Raw genomic sequence first — 21546 nt, 5'->3', positions numbered from 1 at the left:
TATATGAATAAGCACGAATACGAAGAGCTGTGCAAAGAGATTTGGCAGCACAATAGACATTACTACATTGAGCATAATCCTGTCATTTCCGATCAAGAATTTGATTTATTGTTAAAAGAATTGGAAGAAGCTGAGCGCCTTCATCCTGAATGGGTGACCTCTAGCTCTCCTACGCAGCGTGTGGGAGAAATGCTTAGCGGAGGATTTGAGACGGCTACCCATGAAATTCCTATGCTTTCTTTAGCTAATACCTATAGCAAAGATGAGATTGTGGATTTTATTAAACGCATTCAAAAGCTGCTAGGCGAGCAGGAACCCGCTTTTTGCACCGAGCTAAAAATGGATGGCATTGCTGTATCGGTGCGCTATGAAAAAGGTATTTTTGTGCGTGGTTTGACGCGGGGGGATGGACGTAAAGGAGAGGTGATTACTAACAATATTAGAACGATTGCCCGTTTGCCTTTGCGTTTGTATGGGAAAAACATCCCCGAGGTGTTGGAAGTGCGAGGTGAAGTATTTATGCCGCATGAAGCTTTTAGGCGTTTAAATGAAGAACGTGTAAAAGCGGAGGAGCCTATATGGGCTAATCCCCGTAATGCAGCTGCCGGTTCCTTAAAATTGTTGGATCCACGTGAGTCTTCTAGAAGAAAACTAGATATTGTATTTTATGGCATTGCTAACGCCCATCTCCATGGCTTAACTAGCCAATATGAGCTTCATCATTATATAAAAGAATTGGGCCTGCCTGCCTTATACACCTATGCTAAATGCCATAATATTGAGGAAATCTGGGATTATACAGAAAAAGTCCAGGTTTTGCGTAAACAGCTTCCCTTTGATATTGATGGGGTAGTCATTAAATTAGATGCTCTTCGCGAATGGGAGTTTTTAGGAAGTACTGATAAAAATCCACGATGGGCCATTGCCTATAAATTTGCAGCCGAACAAGTAGCCACGCGTATCCATGCTATTACTGTGCAAGTCGGCCGCACAGGAGTCTTAACGCCTGTAGCAGAATTAGAGCCTGTTTTTCTAGCTGGAAGTACGATTGCCCGCGCTACGTTGCATAACCAAGAAGAAGTCAAACGTAAAGACATCCGTGTTGGAGATCTTGCTATTATTGAAAAGGGAGGCGATGTTATCCCTAAGGTAGTAAAGATCGATTTATCCAAGCGTGTAGAAGGAACCCTCCCCTGGTCAATGCCTTCTTCTTGTCCTAGTTGTGGAAGTAAAGTTGTTTATGTAGATGGAGAGGTAGCTGTACGATGTCCTAACGTCTCTCAATGTTTGGAACAACAATTAAAAAAGCTCATTTACTTTGCTGGCAAAGAGGCTTTAGATATTGAAAATCTGGGAGAAAAGGTAGTTGAGCAGTTGTTTAATAAAGGATTTGTCCGCAATCCTTCCGATATTTTTTGTTTAACCGCCGAGCAGCTTGCCCAGCTGGATAATTTTAAAGCCAAATCTATCCACAATCTTTTAACAAGTATTGATAAAGCCCGCAAGGTAAGCTTGGCGCGCTTTATCATGTCTTTAGGCATCAAGTATGTGGGGAGCGGTACTGCTGAAGCTTTAGCTATTAAAGCAGGGGACATCTACCATCTTATGCATATGTCTTTTGAGGATCTATTAAAAATAGAAGGGGTGGGAGATAAAGTGGCTTCTGCTGTGGTGGATTATTTTAATGATCCTAAAAATCGCTTAGAGATAGAGAAGCTTCTAGCCAATGGCCTAGAGCTGCAACCGATGCAAGCTGCTGCTTTCAAGGGGCATGCGTTTAATGGTAAAACATTTGTCTTAACAGGCACATTAAAAAAATATTCACGCCATGAAGCTGCCTACATCATTAAAGAAAGAGGGGGAAAAGTGACAGATAGCGTCAGCAAAAAAACTAATTATGTTTTAGCCGGAGAGAGTGCTGGCTCTAAGTTAGAAAAGGCTCAAAAGCTTAACATCACTATCCTTAATGAAGATCAATTTGAGAGCCTTTTATGACAGGACGTTTGGCCTTTAGAATTTAGGATAAGGAATAAATTCTTGATCAGCTGCCTCCTTAAGCTTAAGGGGTAACCCTATTAAGTGCTTGGCTATAGCAAAAGCAGTTTAAAAACTAGGCTAAAGAAATCGCTTCTAAATTTTATAAGGCTTACTAGATAAACCTTTTAAATTCAGGTGAAAAGGAAAAGGGTTAAAATTAGACTATTTGCAACTTGTTACGCTCCGTCGCTTTAGAAAAAATTGGAGAATTTTCTTCTGGGCTAGCAATTAATGTACCCATTAGAGTCTGGTGATTAAATCCATGAACGCGTACTTTTTGTAGGCTGCCAATTAGAGCTTCGCTACCAGCAAAAACTACGTTTTTCCAACAACGTGTACGCCCTTTCAGTAAAGTCTTATCTTTAGAACTATGCTTTTCCACCAATACCTCGACTTCTGTATTTAGCAGGAGTTGTCTTTGTTTAGCTGCTATCTCATCATGCAAGCTGAGAAGTTGCTGTAAGCGTTCTTGCTTGACCTCCTCGCTAATATCATCTTTCCAACGCATCGCCGGCGTTCCTTTTCGTGGGCTATAGGAAAAAAGAAAAGCCACCGAAAACTCAATTTGCTTCATTAAATCATAGGTTTGCTGAAAATCTTCTGCTGTTTCAGTAGGAAAGCCTACAATAATATCTGTGCCTAAAGTGACATTAGGCACAATTTCTCGCAGCATGTGGACTTTCTCAAGATATTGCTCAATCGTATAAATACGATGCATTTTTTTTAGGATGCGGTTAGAACCTGCTTGCATAGGGAAATGTACAAACTCGCAAAGTGTTTTCAGATCCCGAATAGCTTCCATCAACTCTTTAGTGATATCCACAGGATGGCTTGTCATGAAACGTACACGTTGCAGACCTGGGATTTTATCTATTTGATAAAGTAAATCATGAAAGCGACACTGCCATTCTGGCTGGTCTTTTCCATAGCTATTAACATTTTGGCCTAAAAGGATGAGTTCTTTATATCCTTTACTCACTAATTGGCGGCATTCCTCTAAAATGTTTTCCGGTGAGCGTGAAACTTCAGGGCCGCGTGTATAAGGGACCACACAATAGGTGCAAAATTTATCACAACCGCGGATAATGGAAATATAAGCTTTAACTTTATCGTCCCGTTTGGCGCTTAGATAATCTAGCTCAAATTGAAATTGCTCGTCTGTGCGCACGATTTGCTTATCACTAGCTAAGACTTCATCGAGCACATGATTGAGTTCATGGATGTTATTCGTGCCGAGCACAAAGTCAATATGGGGAAGTTTTTGAAAAAGAGACTCTTTTTTGGCATTGGCCATGCAGCCGGTGACACCAATGATAGGATTGTTTTGCAAGGAGTGTCCTAATTTTCCTAGCTTCCCCATGACCTTCCTTTCTGCTAAATCTCTAATCGAGCAGGTATTAAAGAGTAATAGATCTGCCTGGTTTTCATCTTCCGTGCGCACAAGGCCACGCCCTTCAAGGAGGCCTACCATAATTTCTGAGTCAAGTTCATTCATTTGACATCCATAGGTTCTCACGAAAAAGCTTTGAAGTTTACGCATAATAAATCCACTTACCTGTTTTTAAGAAAGGGATTATTGTAGGGCAAACGTCATCTTTTTTCAAGTTTTCATCCTGCTGAAGTGAGGATACAGCTTAAAAAGTATAGAAGCTTCGAAGAATAAACTTACAAAAATGAATAAAAACATTGGCAAAAATGGCAGATAATAGGTAACATGTACCTTCATTCTGAACAAACATAGAATTTTTAGGTTCTAAACATGACTCAATATACAAATAAGACAATCATGCATCGTAAAGAAGATAGCCGGCCTACATGGTTTATTCTAGATGCAACAGGTAAAACTCTGGGACGCTTTGCTGCCGAGATTGCTAAAATACTTAGAGGTAAGCATAAACCCTCCTTTACTACTTATTCTGATGCAGGGGACGGTGTTATCGTTCTGAATGCTGATAAGATTCGGGTGACTGGTAACAAAGAAGCTCAAAAGGAGTATATTTCCTATACAGGCTATATGAGTGGTCTTCGTCGGACACCCTATCGTGTTATGAAAGCTCGTAAGCCTGAATATATCATTGAGCATGCTGTGAAAGGCATGATGCCGCATTCCCGTCTAGCTAACGCGCAGCTTAAGCGTTTACGCGTCTATGCGACAGGAAAAGAACATAATCTAGAAGCTCAAAAACCAATCAAAGCAAACATTTAAGATAAGTAGACACTATGGAAGAATTTGTAGCAACCGGTCGTCGTAAAGCAGCCGTATCTTCAGTCAGGATTAGGCCAGGTTCCGGCAATATCGACATTAATGGCCGTACTTTTGAGGAATATTTTCCTTTAGAAATCCAACGACGTACGATTTTGGCGCCCTTTGAAAAGCTAAATGGTAATGGTCGCCATGATATGATTATCCGTGTAAAAGGCGGGGGGGTGGAAGGTCAAGTAATTGCTTCTCGTCTAGGCGTTGCTCGTGCTCTATTGCTCATTGAAGAAGGCCTCCACCAAGAGTTTAAATCGCAAGGATTCTTAACACGGGATGCGCGTAAGAAAGAACGTAAAAAATATGGCCATGCAAAAGCCCGTAAGAGATTCCAATTCTCTAAACGTTAATCTTATCTTTCTACCGATTTTACTATTTCCCAAAGGAGCCAACAGGCTCCTTTTTTATTTTCTTCGATATTTGTTATTTTGAGTATCTCTTTACAAATTTATCCATTGTATAAGCCGTTTAGATGTTCTAACTCACATTCCGCAAGTTGTAACGATTTCAAGATATTATTATTTAGTAATTTTGATAGATTGATTTTAGCCCACCTTGCTCCTGTTTTTTATGGCTTTCTGAAAACAAGAAAGGAGTAGAATTTAAATTAAAGAATTAACTTTTTTTAATGAATTAACAATCAAGGGATTAAAATTAAAGAGAGGAGCGTGGGCCTACAACTTTTTTTAGAAAAAACTATTCTTGTATAAGCGGTCAAGGGGCATACCTAGCTTTAGATGTGAGCCTGCGGGCATCTGTAAAGTCAAAATTGCCTGCAAATAGCTGTTTTTTCTATCTACTGCACTTATTAATCTACGTTATTGTTTTATCATCAAAAACTTAATCACTGCTAACCCTCGTGACCGCTTACATTCTTGTTCCTCCATAAGCAAAGAAATCGAAAACATGAAAGATGAAAAAGTATTGTAGCAAGGGCTTTAATTCTCTTAAGATTGTTTCTACACTATGCAATGAGATTGAGATAAGGGGAGATAATAAATGAATTAATCCATCATAATCCGAAAGCTATTATGACCACAGGAGGACTGATTAACTATTTAATGAGTAGGAGCTTATGTGTTGACTCAACCCTCTTTTCAGAAATTATAGGCCAATGGAAATTAACCTGCGGAATTGTGAGTTCTAAGTACTTTATTTAAGCCAATGAAGGGAGAGAACCTATCAAAGTTGGAAGGAGATTTTTATTTTCATTCATTGTCTTCTTTCCTGTGATTAGAAACATAATTCCGGGAAATAATTTTTTATTAACTCCATATGGCAAAATAGTGCCCAAATAATTTTGGGCTTGCTGAAGCTTCTTTGAGCCCAATAAGAAATGATCGCAATTTTGTAAATCCAATAACTGAATTTGAAAAAGAGCTATCGTACATTTGGCTTCTTCATCTGCCTGCTGAAAAGCAGGTGAAGCAAAATAGTCGTTAAAGTATGTTTTAATGCTGCAAGGCAAGGTGGTGAATAGAGTTGCCGGAAAGAAGACGGGGAGCCGTTCTTTTAATGAGAAGAGAATCTTCAGTTGAGAAAGGGTTCTTATTCTGAGCTATGTACATTGCCTTGCGCTCTGGCTCCCTCTTAGCTTGGTGAAAAATTACTTTTTTCCGCGAAAGTGATGAGAGATTTTTTGTCTTTTCTCTTTGTGTTACTGATTTTGGTTCCTTTGTAGCAAAGTATTAATATATATTAAAATTTTTCTGCTTATCTGATTGCCTGAAAGGTTCAATTCAGTGAGCGAGGAATTACGTTCTAGTGCTTGAGCTAAAGCACTAGCGCTTTCATTGCTTATCTTATTGACCGAGAGGTACAGCGCAGTAAGGGAGGAATTGCTTTCTAAAGCTTGAGCTAAAGCATTAGCCCCTTCATTGCCTATCTCATTGTAACTTAAGTCCAGCTTAGCAAGTGAGGAATTGCATTGTAGGACTTTAGCAAAAGAGCTAGCACCTTCTTTACTTATCTGGTTGGCTGAAAGGTTCAATTCGGCAAGTGAGGAATTACATTCTAAGGCTTGAGCTAAAGTGCTAGCGCCTTCATTGCTTATCTTGTTTTTTGAAAGGCCCAACGCAGTAAGTGAGGAATTGCATTGTAGAGCTTGAGCTAAAGCGCTAGCGTCTTTATTGCCTATCTGATTGAGGCTAAGGTCTAGTTTAGCAAGCGAGGAATTGCGCTGTAGAGCTTGAGCTAAAGGGATAGCACCTTCCTTGCCTAGCTGATTCCAATAAAGATTTAGCTCAATAAGCGAGGAATTGCGTTCTAAGGCTTGAGCTAAAGAGCTAGCACCCTCTGCGTTTATTTCATTAACCCCAAGGTTCAACTCAGCCAGCGATGAATTGGGTTCTAGGGCTTGAGCTAAAGCACTAGCCCCTTTACTGTTTATCTGATTAAGGCTAAGATCCAGCTTAGCAAGCGAGGAATTCTTTGCTAAGGCTTTGGCTAAAGCATTAGCGCCTTCATTGCCTATATGATTGCTCCTAAGGTTTAGCGCAATAAGTGAAGTATTGCTTGCGAGGACTTGAGCTAAAGCAGTAGTGCCTTCCTTGCCAATCATATTGTTCCAAAGTTCCAGCTTAGTAAGCGAGGAATTACGTTCTAGGGCTTGAGCTAAAGCACTAGCGCCTTCCTTGCTTATTTTATTGTCCCCGAGGTTTAGTTCAGCAAGCGAGGAATTATGCTCTAAGGCTTGAGCTAAAGCGCTAACGCCCTGATTGCTTATATCATTTTGCCTAAGGTCGAACTCAGTAAGCGAGGAATTGCATTCTAGGGCTTGAGCTAAAGCACTAGCGCCTTTATTGCTTATCTCATTGAGACTAAGGTCTAGCTTAGTAAGGGAGTAATTCTTTGCTAAGGCTTTGGCTAAAGCAATAGCGTCTTTGCTGCCTATCTGATTAAGGCTAAGGTCTAATTTAGCAAGCGAGGAATTGCGTTCTAGGGCTTGAGCTAAAGCCCTAGTGCCTTTCTCGCTTAGCTCGTTCCTGTGAAGATTTAGCTCAGTGAGCGCAGTGTTTATTCTAAGCGTATCCATTAAAGCGCTAAGCTCTTCCACTGGTAGCTCTTTTGGAACGATCCATTTGGTAAGAGAATTATCAATTAAACCTTTCAGCTGCCGTATTGCCTCCTTAGAGAAGTTTACTAAGTCATAACGAATGAGCATGGGCTGCTGATAAATAAGTTCATGATAAGGTAAAGAAGAAAGATTACAGCCAGCCAAGGTCAGACGTTTAAGATGAGGATATTTTTTAACTAAAGCTTGAATCTGGTGAGCAGCAAGGCGTATGCAGCCCTCTAGCTCTAGCTCTTCTAAAAGGGGAGCTTCTAACTGTAAAGAGGCCAAGGCTTGATTGCCTTTCAAGGTAAGAAAGCGCAGCTTAGGCGCTCTTAAACTAAGCTTGGAAAGACGCGTGCAATTAGAGAGGTTAAGATAGCTTAAGCAAGATAATTCGGGGAGAGATAGGGATTTTAAAGAAACACAGTGATTAGCATCTAACGTATTAAGAGCAGCTGAAGCTGCTAGTAGATTTCTTAGAAGAGCATCATTTAATGTCTGGCAATGTTTTAAACATAAAGTCTCAAAAGAGGAAGGCGTCATGGCTTTTAGCAAAGCAAGCTCTTGCTTTTGCTTAGAAATATCTACGAAAGCTAAAGCAGCTTCTCTTAAGTCATCAGTCAAAAGTTCATGGAAAGGCTGAATGTTTCCTAATATTATAGCAGCGGCAACGGCTTGAAGATGTTTAGGATGACTTTGATTTATCAAAGTTTCTAGCTCTTTTAATGCTTCTTTAGGAAGATAACGCTCTTCATGCTTAACTAAATCTTTGATAGGTATGTTGCTCGATTTTAAAAGAGAGTGGCTAGTGCTACTGGTCACTAAGCCATACGGACTTTTTTCATAAGATTGCCCAGGCCCTTTTAAGAAGCGCTCATAGGGCAAGAGGTGGGCGTCTTGTAGAAGATGCTCGTAATATTTTCCTAAAGGAGGATCTAAGCGGATTAAAAGCTCTAAAGGAGTTAAAGTGGCGTTGTTTTCTAAATTTTTTAAACTCCTTTGTAAGCGGGTAAGCTTCTGATAAGTTTTAGCTACTGTCTTAGGAGGCAGTAGAATCGAAATAACAGGGGTTTGCTTATTATAAACATAGACGAATTCACGGTCTTTCTCGGTAAAGAGTTTGGTATAACGCTGTTGCTGAGTGTTTAAGTCCTGTAGCCAAGTTTGCAGGAGTTCAAAAGGCTTAACTTGTAAAAAGCGTTCTCTTGTTTTGGAGTGAAGGGGTAGCTGCATCTGGTTTAAGCAAAAGAGAATAGATTTGACTTGCAGCTTGCCTTCTTCTGAAAAAGAAGGAACTAAGGCATGATCGTTATCGACGCTAACCAGCTGCTTTCTTATCTCTCCTTGATGATTGATAAAAGATTGGAGGATATAGTTATCAGGCTTACCATCCTCAGGGTTGACTAACATGGCTAAGAGCAACATATTATGTAATCGATGTAGATCCAGATCAGCCAGCGTATCACCTGCTTTTAAAGCGTCATCTAAGTTTTGTCCTTCAATTGTCTCCGTGACTAATAGAGGGTAAGGGTTGCGGCGAGCATTGTAGCATTTAAATAGCTCTGTTTCGGGTGTACCATGTCCAATGATTAAGCGATGTAAGCGTCCTACTGCATATTCCCTACCTGCCATTTCAGGATTAGGCTTTAAGTGCAGCTTGCGCTGCAGATAGCTAACCGCTACGACGGCACTACGTCCAGGAGTGCGAGGAGGTTTAATAAAATCTAAGGCTGCATTTAAAGGAAGCTGTTGCAGGACGAGAGGATGTAATTTAGCTAGGCCTGAGTCTACTCCTTCCCATTCAAAACCTTGGCCAGTCGCTGGTAGAGTAAATAGCATAAGAGATCGTAAGTAAGCAAAGGCGGGCAATTGAGCTTCTAAAAGATGCAAAGCCTCTTCTAACTTAAAGTTTCTAGCATGCTTTGTGGCAAACTCTAAAATCTTAGCGGGATGTGCGTTAGCGCCCGCTCCTTTTTTAGCTAACTCAATAAATACAAATAGGTTGTTTTCAACCATGGCTTTTTCTAAGGACGTTCTTCCTTTATGCGAAGAATGGGGATGATAATCAGGATAATCTAAATCGACTCCTTTGCTAACCATCTTATCCAATAAGAGGGAAAAACGAGTAGGTGCGAGCGAAGCGCGATTAATGAGAGAGAAAAGAGGAGGAGAGTGTTGCTCATCAACGGCATTAGGATTGATATCCTTTTGGGCTAGCAAAAGATCTGCTATCATAAGTATTTGCTCTTCTGCTAGGTGCGGTAAATCATAAGTTCGCATGAGTTTATGCAAGGCTGTCTGCCCAGCTTCATCCGCTTGGCTGACTTTAGCTCCTAACTGAAGCGCTAAGTTAACTAGGGGGCCCCTGCCTAGTTGGATAGCCATCAGCAAAAAATTTTGCTTTAGTACTAGGGAAAGAGGCAGCGGGGGACAGAAAGAAAGATTACTGATTGTTTTTAGGGGCTTAAGCAAGGCAGATATAGGGGCTGACCAGTTAAGGGCCATTAAAAAGTTGCTAGCTTCCTTCTCGAAAGGCACTAAACAAGGAGGAATATCTGTTGCAAATAAAGTAGTAGGCTCTAGGAGAGATTCAACGTTTGTGCGCTGGCGATGTAAGCTTAGGAGTGCATCTAAAGGATTAACATGCCTTTGCATTAAAACTTGGTAGCAGGCAAAAGCAGTGGGTTCTAAAGCTTGAAAAAGATCATAATGGGTCACATGATCTTGCTTCAGCTTGTCTTGAATGAGTTGCAATTTCCTAAAAAACGCAGACAGTAACCCTTTAGGTAATAAAAGCGGAATATCTAGCTTTTGATCGGCTGCTTCGTCAACAAGATCTTCTTTAGTCAGCTGATGTTGATGAATAAGTCTTCGATACTGCTGGTTTCTCTGGTCTAATTGCCTAATCCATTGCAGCAAAAAATCACGTGGGTTTAAATTCAAAATAAATTCTTTGGCTGAAGGAGCGATCGGCTGGTTCATGCATCCTTTAAGCAATAAAGGTAAGCATTTTAAATGGATGGCATGTCCTTTTTCTGCCCGAATAATAGCAGGCTCAAAAGCCTTGTCATTATCGATGCAAACCAACTTTAAGCTTTTTAGTTCTTGATCCTCCCACTCGAGTTCAACGATGTAGTTATCGGCCTTACCATCATTAGGCAGGATAAGGAGGCTGGCGATGATTAAATTACTAAAGGCTTCTTTATCAATTTTTTTTAGTAAAGGTGGAATAAGACGAAAAAGGTTTTCTATAGGCTGTTCTGGAAAAATCTTAGCAATCCAGCGTAAAGCTAAAGGCAGATCAATTAGCGAGCCTAAAGAAGCTTTTGCAGCTAGCTTAGGATGTGCCTTTAATATAGCTAAGAGCTGCCAGAAATTATTTTCTTCCTTAGTGGCCAAATAATCTGCACGAAATGCCTGTAAGCCTTGTTCTTCAGACCTTAGGCTAAATTCTCCCGTAGAGGAAAATTCGCTTAGACGTTGCTCTTCAGGTAGCCGCTCCATCCAGTTCTTAAATTCGTAGAAAAGCTTGGCAGGATCAGAAGAATAAGGCTTACGTGCTTCTTCTAAAAGAAAGGGCCAGCTTTTAATAACCTCTTGCGCACTTAGTAAACTTTCATCACATAAGAAATCAAACATTTCTAACATGCTGATAAGATCGGCTAGTAGCATAGCTTGAGGGCGTGTAGCTTTAGGAAAATGACCGATGGTATAGCCTACTTGCACAGTACGCGCTTCTAAGCAAGCAGCCTTACATAATTTTTCTTTAAAGTCTGGGTATTTCTTAAAGGTTTGCTGAGAAGTTTTGCCCTGCCACAATTGCTGCTTAAAAACCTTTTTTGCTTCCTCGTCTGAGGAGGCCTGCCAGCTGAAGGTTAAGACATTGGAAATTTTGAGGAAAGATGTAGGAGCAGCAATTAAAGATGTGGGAGAAAAGGCTTGTGTTAAAGAAGTAGCGGCATATTCCCATGCGGGCTTTAGATAGTCGGAGATCACCGCAGCGGTAGGGTTAGCTTTACAATGTAGACCTTCTAAAGAAGCGACGGCATGCCTGCCATGTGTATTCGTGCGGTAAGGTAGTCCTAGCTCATCGATAGAGAGCATAGCACGCGCTTTGGGTATGTCGATAAGCAGAAAATTTATGGAATCCCCGCAAACTTGGGCTTTTAATGCTAGCAAAGCTTCTCTTTCATTTACTTTGGAACTTTTTAAAAGCTGTTTAAGGAAAGTGGTATAGTAATCTCTCAAGACTCCTAGCTTTTCTTTATATGAAATAGTTATAGCTGAATCTAAAGCTTCCTTAATATTGGCCAAAGCTATATGAAAAGGCTGTAGGCGTAGATCTGAGTACTCATTCGCTCCCTGCTCAATCAAATCCTTCCTTTCTTCTTCTTTAAGCATTAACCATGGCAGCTTGAGATTAGGCAAAAGCGTGGCCAGTTTGCTTTTTTCTTCTAAGGTGTAAAGAGAAACCTCAGCGCGAAGATGAGCGATGGTTTCTCCTAATAAATCCTTTTCTCTACCTAGGTAAGCTTTTAAGCGCTGAATTAGAAAATTTTCCTCTCTTGTGATTTTATCATTTGATAATAGAGCGAGCTGAAGAGGAGAGAAAGGAGGTTGAATTTTTTTTTCTTCGATAGTGGGAGAATTAGAGATAACGCTGGCACTGCCTTCTACTTCTAATTCATTTTCTTGATAAAAGATGCGTGATGAACGACCTAAGTCGGGAGGAATTTGCATGTAAGCTCGTTAATTTTTTTGATTACTTTTCGAAGCTATCAGTGTTTACTTAGGAAAATTCAAAAGCAGCTGAGCTTTAATTTCCTTAGCCTGCCGCTTAGGGACTACACTTAAAAGGCTCTCTAAGAGCTTAGCATGAGTAGAAACAGTTGCTTTTTGCCAGTTTGAGTGTTTAAGCAAGATATTGAGGATATCGATTAATCCCTCTTCAATAGCATAATGCAAAGGTGTTCTTCCTTGGATATCCTGCTGAAGGATATCCATTTCAGGATAACGTGTTAATGCTAGCACCATGCTAATATTTCCTTGTAAGACAGAAAAATGGAGGGGCGTTTGGCAATGATTTTTTTCATGAGTTTGTGCATTGATATGGGCGCCGTTTTTAATAAGAAGATGGGCAGTTTCCACTTTGCCACAAAAAACTGAACGATGCAAAGGAGTGCGATCCAATCGGCCTTTGGTATTAATGGTAGAGGGCTTGTATTGAATAAGTAATTGAACGATCTCATGATGGCCTTTTTCAGCCGCCCAATGGAGAGGTAAATAGCCTTCAATATCCTTTAAAGTTAGGTCAGCACCCTTATCAATTAAAAGCTGCAGGGCTTCTCGTCGGTTATGATAAGCGGCGTAATGCAGAGGAGCAAAGCCTACCTGAGAAGGTGTATTAACAAAATCTTTACGACCCCATCTCCATTTTTTGCTAATTTCTTGCTTAAGATAATCGACCGCTCCTAGCTGGCTGGCTATAAAAAGGTTGGTGACTTTTAGATCCTTTTGTAGCTCTTGCTTTTTGGCTCTTAGTTTGGCTAGCTCTGGCTCCATGGCTTCTTGCAGCTCATAGCCTTGGTCTGTCAGCTGTTGCTTGCGCTCAAAAAGCTTCTCAAAAATATCTTGATACCTTTCAAACTTCTCATTAAGCTGAGCCCGCATCTGCTCTAAATCGGTTGTTTCTCCTAGAGGAAACTCTTCTTTAAGCTGATGGATATTTTCCTCTAACCTTTGCTGGTAGGCATGCTCTAAGCTCTCTTTTGTTTGAGCATTCAGCTGGATTGTGTGGCCTTCGATTACAATTAGCTCTCTTGCATCTAACAGTCCTCGGTAGTTTTCTAAGCAGTTTTCTTTAATGCTTTCTATATTTGTATCGATTTGCTGTCGAATCACTGATATTTCTCTTTGCTCAAGAGGTGGCTTAAGCTCTTTTAAATAAGCATCCATGATGTCTGTTGTCAAAGCAGCATTTTCCTGCATAGTTTCATCAAAGGCTCCTATAAGCCCTCTTAAGCGATAAACTTCTCTTTCAATTCTTGTCATCTCACTACTGATTTGATTTAAGGAAGCATCACAGTGAATGACTGGACGAGAAGGATCGTAGTTTAGTGAAGAAGAAAGCTGCATAAATTTTTATCCTTTAAATAAAAAAATAAATTTAAACTAGATGTGTTTTTATTAAAAATTCAAATTTAAAGGTTTAAATGGAATTTCTTTATTTAGTCAAGCAAATATTTGCTAAGCTTGCGAACTTATCCAGATAATATTGAAAAATTTAAATTTGTGGCGTATACTCTTCTTTTTTAATAAGGGAAAGAGGCATGCCAGGAAGATTTGAAGGATTTACAGATACTCAATGGAGAATCTTACAACCGCTTTTGTCGCAGAATCCTCCAAAAAATTTAAAGGGAAAGCCGCATACTCCCTGGAGAAAGATTTATAATAGTTTATTTTGGATTTTGATTACCGGCTCGCGTTGGTGTGATCTGCCTAAAGGACCCAATTGGGGATCAAGATCTGCTGCTCATCGGTGGCTAGGTAAAAATGGCAAGAAGATGGAACTTTAGATAGCTTGCTATCGGCATTAAAAGAATGCGCAGATGTGGCGGGAATGATTAATTGGGAAAGACTAGCCATTGATGGTTTTTTTTTCAGGGGGAAAGTGAGGCGGTAAGTTAATAGACTATGGTTACAAGGGTAAAGGCATGACTGCCCATCTTCTGGTAGACGGCAATGGCAGTCCATTAAGCTTTGAAGTAACCAGCGCTAAAGGAGATGAAAGGAAACAGTTGGAAAAGTTGATTGATCCGCATATGGATAAGCTGCAAAGGCTTTATGAACTCAGCCAAGTCATACCTGTTTTAGAAGCTGATAAAGGATATGACTCAGAGGAACTTAGGGAGAAGTTGCTAAAAAGGAAAATATATCCATTTATACCTAGGCGAAGAATAGGGGCTATCAAGAAAGCTGAGGTAGTTGTCTGCCAGCTCAAGAAATGGAGGTGGCAAGTTGAAAGAGCCATATCTTGGCTACAACGAAAGTTTAGAAGGATTGTTGTGCGATGGGAAAGACAAGTGAAGTATTGGAAAGGGCTGTTAAATTTTAGCCTTATACTGTTTTGGATAGGCAAATTATCGGGATAGGCTCACTAAATTTTTACTTTTATTTGGATGTAAAAATTTTTACACGATACTCATAGATGGAAATGGAAAGGCTAACGGGCACTAGGTACCTGTTGCGTAAATAATCTAATACGCTTTAGAAAAACTTCGTCTGCATACCCAACCCTCTGAAAGACGCCTTTCTGCTTAGCAAAAGGGATTTTATAAAGTACGTGACTGCATACAGAGTAAATTAAAAGCGAATAATAGCTTCTTTATTTAAGGAGCAACGTTATACTAGATTTATCACCTAAGGTAGCACCCACTGCGATTTGGGTATTCCAAGCTTTGCCAAACTATTCGCATCCAATGGTTTTGCCAGTAGTTCTGCTTGCCAATAGGCTATTTTTCCAGAGCGAATATTTTTTCCAAAGCTTCTTTTAAAGCGGCAAATCGCCGTTTTGGTAAGCGATCTTCTATAATATAGCCGCGAAGCTTTTTTTTAAGTTGCTTGGCATTACCATCTCCTCCCAAGATGTAAATGACTTTTTTAAAGCATCTTTTTTTTATTCAAGGCCTGTCCGTAGCTTGTCTAAAGTTTTTATGTTAGCTGGCTAAATTTTATAGCTCCCCATCTGTACTCAGAAAGCTTTTTATTGTCATTCCTCATTCATTAATGTAAAAAGGGGTGCCTTCGAGATAATTCTTTTATCAGCCAAATAAGCCGAAATAGTAGTTAAATAATTTTGGGCTTGCTGAAGTTTTTGTTGGCTAAACAGCGAATAATCACAATGCTGCAGATCTAATAGCTGAATTTGAAAATGGGCTGTTGTACGCTTAGTTTCTTCATCTGCTTGTTGAAAAGCGGATGATGGGAAATAGTCGTTAAGGATATTCCCTAGCTGCAGAGCAAGCCGACGAATAGGATCGGCAGGCAGAGGAGCATGAGGGATTTTTTCACTTGGAAGAAAGGTCTCAACAGAGAGAGAAGAGCTCGGAGCTTGAGCTAGGTGAGCTGCTTTACGATTTGGTTCTCTCTTACATCGATAAGAGTTTGCTTTTATTATCATAGGAGTGGCTAGAGATATTTGTCCCTCTCCTTGTTTTTGCTCATCTTGATTTCTTAATAACAGGTTATTAATAGATCGTATAATTTCCTTATCGTCTATCTGATTTTCGTAAAGGCCTAGATTAGTAAGCGAGAAATTACTTTGTAGGGCTTGAGCCAAAGTGCTAGCGCTTTCATTGCCTATCTTATTATTCTGGAGCTTTAATTCAGTAAGCGAGGAGTTGCATTTTAGAGCCTTAGCTAAAGCGTTAGCGCCTTGAGGACCTATCTGATTATTTCCAAGCACCAGTCGAGTGAGAGAGTTATTGACTTCTAAAGCTTGAGCTACAGCGGTAACGCCTTCAAAGCCTATTTTATTTACGTTAAGATTAATTGCAGCTAACGAGTTATTAGTTTTTAGGCTTTCGCTTAGATTGATAGCGCCTTGAGAGTCTACTTCATTCCAGCTAAGGTCTAGTAAAGATAGCGAGGTATTCGTTTTGAGAGCTATAGCTAAGGCGCTAACACCTTCCTGGCTTATTTGATTGCTAGAAACTTTTAGTGCAGTAAGGAAGGAATTCCCCTCTAATGCTTGAGCTAAAGCGGTAACGCCTTTATTACCTATCCGGGCTCCTTCCAGTTCTAGCTCAGTTAGCGAGGAATTGCGTTTCAAGGCCTGAGCTAAAGCGGCAGCGCCTTCAGGGCCAACCTGATTGGCTCCAAGATATAATTTAGTGAGCGAGGAATTGCTTTGTAGGGCTTGAGCTAAATCGCCAGTCCCTTCATTGCTTATCTTGTTGCTGTTAAGGTACAGCGTAGTAAGCGAGGAGTTTCTTTGTAGGGCTTGAGCTAAAGCGCTAGCCCCTTCATTGCTTATCTTGTTGCTGCTAAGGTATAGCGTAGTAAGCGAGGAATTGCTTTGTAGGGCTTGAGCTAAAGCTTTAGTGCCTTTATTGCCTATCTGATTGTAGAAAAGATTAAGCTTGGTAAGCGAGGAATTGTTTTTAAGGCTTCTAGCTAAAGCACTAGCGCCTTCATGGCTTATCTCATTCTGCGAAAGCATCAGAGTATTGAGCGAGGAATTACATTCTAGGGCATGGGCTAAAGCGTTAGCACCAAGATTGCTTATTTTATTATCTTCAAGGTTGATCTTAGTGAGCGAAGTATTGCATTCTAGGGCGTTAGCTAAAGCACTAGCACCTTGATCACGTAGGTTGCCTTTATTAAGATCTAAGTAGGAAAAAGAAGTATTGGCTTTAAGCCCATCCGTTAGAGCTCTGAATTCTATCCTGGATAGTCCTCTTGGAGGAATCCATTCAACAGAAGAATTATCAAGCAAACCTTTAAGAAACTGTATGACCTCTTTAGAGAAAGTTTCTAAATCATAGCGAATAAGCAAAGGTTGTTCATGGATAATGTCAACATGAGGCAAAAAAGAGAGATTACACCCAGCCAAGGTCAAACTTTTAAGCTGAGGGCATTTTTGAACTAAAGCTTTAATTTGGTGGACAGAAAGCCGTGAGCAGCCTTCAAGCTCAAGTTTCTCTAAAAAAGGAGCGTCTACTTCTAGAAAAGTTAGTGCTCGATTACCTTTCAAAGCCAGGAAACGCAGCTTAGGAGCTTTTAAGCTAAGCTTAAAAAGACGCATACAATTAGAGAGGTCAATAGAGTTTAAGCAAGACAATTCGGGAAAAGAAAATGATGTTAAAGAAGAACAATTGCTGGCATCTAACTTAGTAATGGCTGCAGAAGCTATTAGCAGGCTTTTTAAGAGAGTATCATTTAAAGCTTGGCAATTCTTCAACGTTAAAGTCTCAAAAGACGAGGAAGCCATGGCTTTAAGCAAAGCAAGTTCTTGCTTTTGTTGAGATATATCTATAAATGCTAAAGCAGCTTCTCTTAAGTCATCCGTCAAAAGCTCACGAAAAGGAATAATATTTCCTTTTTGCATGGCAGCGGCAACGGCGTGAAGATTCCTAGGATAACTTTGGCTGACTAAAACTTCAAGCTCTTTTAAAGCTTCTTTAGGGACATAGCGCTGTTCATGCTTAACTAAATCTTGAGTCGGCATGTTGCTCGATTTTAAAAGCGAGCGGCTAGTGCTGCTAGTCTCTAGACCATTAAGACTTTTTTCATAATATTGGCCAGGTCCTTTTAAAAAGCGCTCATAAATTGAGGTTTGCTTATTTTGCAATAGATGCTCATAATATCTTCCAAGAGGAGGGTCTAAGCGGATTAAAAGCTCTAAAGGAGTTAAATTGGCATTGTTTTCTAATTTTTTTAAAGCTCGTTGCAAACGACTAAGCTTTTGATAAATTTTAGCTACTGTTCTAGGGGGTAAAAGGATAGAGATGACAGGATTTTGCTTATTATAAGCGTAGACAAATTCACGATCTTTTTCGGTAAAGAGTTTAGTATAACGTTGCTGTTGCTTATCTAAATTTCTTAGCCAAGTTTGTAACAATTCTAAAGGGTTGATCTGTAAGAAGCGTTCTTTTGTCTTATGATGAAGGGGCTCGTGCATTTGGTTTAAGCAAAATAGGATGCATTTAACTTGCAGCTTTCCTTCTTCTGAAAAAGAAGGAATAAAAGCATGATCGTTATCAACACAAACTAGCTGCTCTTTTACTTCGCCTAGATGGTTGATAAAAGATTGTAGGATGTAGTTATCAGGCTTACCATCCTCAGGATTAACTAGCATGGATAGAAGCATCATATTATGCAGACGGTGTAAATCTAACTTAGTGAGCGTATTACCTGTTTTTAAAGCTTTGTCTAAAGTTTGCCCTTCGCTTGTTTCTGAGACTAATAGAGGATAAGGGTTAAGGCGGGCATTGTAGCATTTGAATAGCTCGGTTTCTGGTGTACCATGTCCAATAATCAGGCGATGTAGGCTTCCTACCGCATATTCCCTGCCTGCCATCTCAGGATAAGGCTTAAAATGCAGTTTGCGATGTAAATAGCTTACTGGGGTAGCGGCGCTGCGTCCTGAAGTCTTAGGTAGCTTAATAAATTCTAAGGCTGCATTTAAAGGAAGCTGCTGCATGACTAACGGATGTAACTTAACCACGCCTGAGTCTACACCTTCCCATTCAAAGCCTTGGCCAGTAGCTGGTAACGTAAAGAGCGCAAGAGAGCGTAGGTAAGCAAAAGCTGGCCATTGAGCTTCTAGCAGTTGCAGAGTTTTTCCTAGCTCAAGGTTTTGCGCATGTTTTGTGGCAAATTCCAAAATTTTAGCTGGATGTGTTTTAGCCCCTGCTCCTTTCTTAGCAAGCTCGATAAACACGAAGATGTTGTCTTCCACCATAGCTTTTTCTAACGGTGTCATTCCTTTATGCAAAGAATTAGGATGATTATCAGGGTAGTCTAAATCTACTCCTCTGCTGACCAACTTAGCTAATAAAAGAGAAAAAAGGTTAGGCGCATGGCTAGCTCGATTAATGAGAGAGAAAAGAGGAGGAGAGTATTGCTCATCAACGGCATTAGGATCGATATCTTTTTGAGTTAGCAAAAGATCTGCTATCATAATTATTTGCTCTTCTGCTAGGTGCGGTAAATCATAGGTTCGCATCAGCTTATGCAAGGCCGTTTGCCCAGCTTCATCCGTTTGGTTGACTTTAGCTCCTAACTCCAGTGCCAATTTGACTAGGGAGGCTTTACCTAGTTGGATAGCCATCAACAGAAAATTTTGCTTTTGTACTATGGAAAGAGGAACCGGGAGACAGAAAGAAAGATTACTGATTGCTTTTAGGGTCTTAAGTAAGGTAGGTAAAGGGGCTGACCAATTAAGGCTTGTTACAAAATCGCTGACTTCTTCTTCTAAAGGTACCAAATGTACCTGAAGGCTTGCAGCTTTTAAGTTAAAAGATCCTATAAGAGCTTCGACGTTGGTGCGTTGGCGATGCAGAGTTAGTAGCGCATCTAAAGGATTGGCATGCTTTTGCATCAGGGCTTGATAGCAGGCAAAAGCAGTGGGCTCTAAAGCTTTAAAAAGGTCATAGTGGTTTACAAGATCTGGTTTAAGCTCTTTTTGAAGGGATTGTAATTTATTTAGAAGGGCAGCCAATAAACCTTTAGGCAGCAAGAGGGGCATATCTAGCTTTTTATCCCCTGCTCCATCTATAAAATCTTCTTTAGTCAGCTGATGTTGCTGAATAAGCCTTTGATACTGCTGGTTTCTTTGGTCTAATTGCCTAATCCATTCCAGCAAAAAATCACGAGGGTTTAAATTCGAAATATGGTTTTTGACTGAAGGAGCGATCGACTGGTTCATGCATCCTTTAAGCAACAATGGTAAGCATTTTAAATGGATGCCATGTCCTTTTTCTGCCCGAATAATAGCAGGTTCAAACGCCCGATCATTATCAATACAGGCTAGCTTTAAGCGTTTCAATTCTTGATCTTCCCACTCGAGTTCAACGATGTAATTATCAGCTTTGCCATCATTAGGTAAGATGAGGAGGCTGGCAATGACTAAACTGCTAAAATTCTCTTTATCCATTTTCTTTAGTAAAGGAGGAATAAGACGAAAAAGCTCTCCTATAGATTTTTTTGGAAAAAGTTTAGCGATCCAGCGTAAAGCTAAAGGCAGATCAATTAGAGAGGCTAAAGAAGATTTTGCAGCTAGCTTAGGATGTGCCTTTAATATAGCTAAAAGCTGCCAAAAATTATTTTCATTTTTAATTTTTAAATAATCTTCACAAAAAGCTCGCAAGCCTTGTTCTTCAGATTTTAGATTAAAATCTCCTGTAGAAGAAAATTCGCTTAAACATTGATTTTCAGTTAGTTGTGCCATCCAACTCTTATATTCGTGGAAAAGCTGGGAAGGATTAGAAGGATAGGACTTATGTGCTTCTTCTAAAAGGGAAGGCCAGCTTTCGATAACATCCTGCGCAGTTAATAAATGTTCATCGCATAATAGATCAAACATTTCTAAGACGTTAATAAGATCTGCCAGTAGCATAGCTTGAGGGCGTGTAGCTTTAGGAGAATGGCCGATAGTATAGCCTATCTGGACTGTACGAGCTTCCAAGTATGTGACTGCACATAGCTTTTCTTTAAGCTCTGGGGTATCTTTAAAGATTTGCTGAGAAGTTTTACCTTGCTGCAGTTGCTGATTAAAAGCTTTTCTAGCTTCTTGATCTAAAGAAGCTTGCCAGTTGTAGGTTAAGATGTTGGAAATTTTTAAGAAAGATGTGGGGGCAGCAATCAAAGACTCTGTAGAAAAAGCTTGGGTTAAAGAGGTAGCTGCATATTCCCAGGCAGGCTGTAGATAATCCGAGACTACAGCAGCGGTGGGATTGGCTTTGCAATGTAGACCTTGCAAAGAGGCAACGGCATGCCTGCCATGTGTGTTGGTACGGCAAGGGAGTCCTAACTCATCGATAGAAAGCATAGCACGTGCTTTGTCTATATCAAGAAGAAGAAAACCTATGGAATCTCCACAGACTTGGGCTTTTAAAGCTAGCAAAGCTTCTCTTTCATTTGCACTAGAAGTTTCTAAGAGCTGTTTAAGGAAAGTGGCATAGTAATCCCTCAAAGCTTCTAGTTTTTCTTTATATGAAATAGTTGTAGAAGAATCTAAAGCGTTCTTAATACTAGCTAAAGCTGTATGAAAAGGCTGTAAGCGCGAATCGGAAGCCTCTCTTATTACCTGCTTGATTATCTCTTCTCTTATCTCTTCTTTAAGCATCAAACAAGGTAGCTTAAGAGTAGGCAAAAGCTTAGCTAGTTTATCTTTTTCTTCAGACGTATAAAGAGAGACTTCAGCATAAAGATGAGCAATGGTTTCTCCTAATAGGTCCTTTTCGCGACCTAAATACCCTATTAGGCGCTGGGTTAAAAGCTTTTCTTCTTGTGCGGTTTTTTTTATAGATGAAAGAGGGGATGGGAAAGGATTTAAAGAAGGAGCTGCTATATTATCTTCAATATCTGAACTAGCAGAAACAACGTTAAAGCTGCCTTCTGCTTCTGTATGTAATGATTGATAAAAGATACGCGATGAATGACCTAAGTCGGGAAAAATTTGCATGTAAGCTCG

At 40.1% G+C, this 21546-nt stretch carries 9 protein-coding genes; 5 read left to right on the top strand and 4 right to left on the bottom strand.

All coding sequences use genetic code 11. The annotated features are described in order from the left end of the window. Positions 1–3: 3 nt before the first annotated feature. Positions 4–1995, top strand: a complete 1992-nt coding sequence (gene ligA, locus NEOC84_RS08920; RefSeq protein ID WP_166158311.1) for an NAD-dependent DNA ligase LigA — start codon at positions 4–6, stop codon at positions 1993–1995. Between the two features lie 199 nt (positions 1996–2194). Here ligA and miaB read toward each other — a convergent pair whose 3' ends face one another. Continuing rightward, positions 2195–3577: a tRNA (N6-isopentenyl adenosine(37)-C2)-methylthiotransferase MiaB gene (miaB, locus tag NEOC84_RS08915; RefSeq protein ID WP_166158308.1), complete on the bottom strand. Its 1383-nt coding sequence runs from the start codon at positions 3575–3577 to the stop codon at positions 2195–2197. Positions 3578–3796: 219 nt separating this feature from the next. On the opposite strand from miaB, the gene rplM reads away from it, so the two are divergent. Together rplM and rpsI are read left to right on the top strand one after the other, a co-directional pair. Next, the gene (rplM, locus tag NEOC84_RS08910) at positions 3797–4243 is read left to right on the top strand and encodes a 50S ribosomal protein L13 (protein ID WP_042238997.1); all 447 of its coding nucleotides are present in this window, start codon (positions 3797–3799) and stop codon (positions 4241–4243) included. A gap of 14 nt (positions 4244–4257) precedes the next feature. Continuing rightward, on the top strand, positions 4258–4644 hold the full coding sequence (gene rpsI, locus NEOC84_RS08905; RefSeq protein WP_166158305.1) for a 30S ribosomal protein S9: 387 nt from the start codon (positions 4258–4260) through the stop codon (positions 4642–4644). 1307 nt (positions 4645–5951) lie between these two features. Here the strand turns inward: rpsI and NEOC84_RS08900 are convergent. Together NEOC84_RS08900 and NEOC84_RS08895 are read right to left on the bottom strand one after the other, a co-directional pair. Then, positions 5952–12089 carry a hypothetical protein gene (locus NEOC84_RS08900; protein WP_166158302.1) on the bottom strand — a complete coding sequence of 2046 codons (6138 nt, stop codon included), beginning with the start codon at positions 12087–12089 and terminating at the stop codon, positions 5952–5954. A gap of 45 nt (positions 12090–12134) precedes the next feature. Next, positions 12135–13484 carry an ankyrin repeat domain-containing protein gene (locus NEOC84_RS08895; RefSeq protein WP_166158299.1) on the bottom strand — a complete coding sequence of 450 codons (1350 nt, stop codon included), beginning with the start codon at positions 13482–13484 and terminating at the stop codon, positions 12135–12137. Positions 13485–13678: 194 nt separating this feature from the next. On the opposite strand from NEOC84_RS08895, the gene NEOC84_RS08890 reads away from it, so the two are divergent. Beyond that, positions 13679–13924 (top strand): transposase, encoded by a 246-nt coding sequence (locus NEOC84_RS08890; RefSeq protein WP_166158296.1) that lies wholly within the window; start codon positions 13679–13681, stop codon positions 13922–13924. A gap of 138 nt (positions 13925–14062) precedes the next feature. Further along, positions 14063–14500 (top strand): transposase, encoded by a 438-nt coding sequence (locus NEOC84_RS08885; RefSeq protein ID WP_166158293.1) that lies wholly within the window; start codon positions 14063–14065, stop codon positions 14498–14500. A 617-nt stretch (positions 14501–15117) separates the two neighbouring features. Here NEOC84_RS08885 and NEOC84_RS08880 read toward each other — a convergent pair. Further along, positions 15118–21537 carry a hypothetical protein gene (locus NEOC84_RS08880; RefSeq protein ID WP_166158290.1) on the bottom strand — a complete coding sequence of 2140 codons (6420 nt, stop codon included), beginning with the start codon at positions 21535–21537 and terminating at the stop codon, positions 15118–15120. Positions 21538–21546: the final 9 nt, after the last annotated feature.

The organism is Neochlamydia sp. AcF84 (assembly GCF_011087585.1).
In the GTDB taxonomy this organism is placed as follows: domain Bacteria; phylum Chlamydiota; class Chlamydiia; order Chlamydiales; family Parachlamydiaceae; genus Neochlamydia.
The sequence above is the reverse complement of the archived record's forward strand: the minus strand, read 5'-3'. Positions and strand labels throughout refer to the sequence as shown.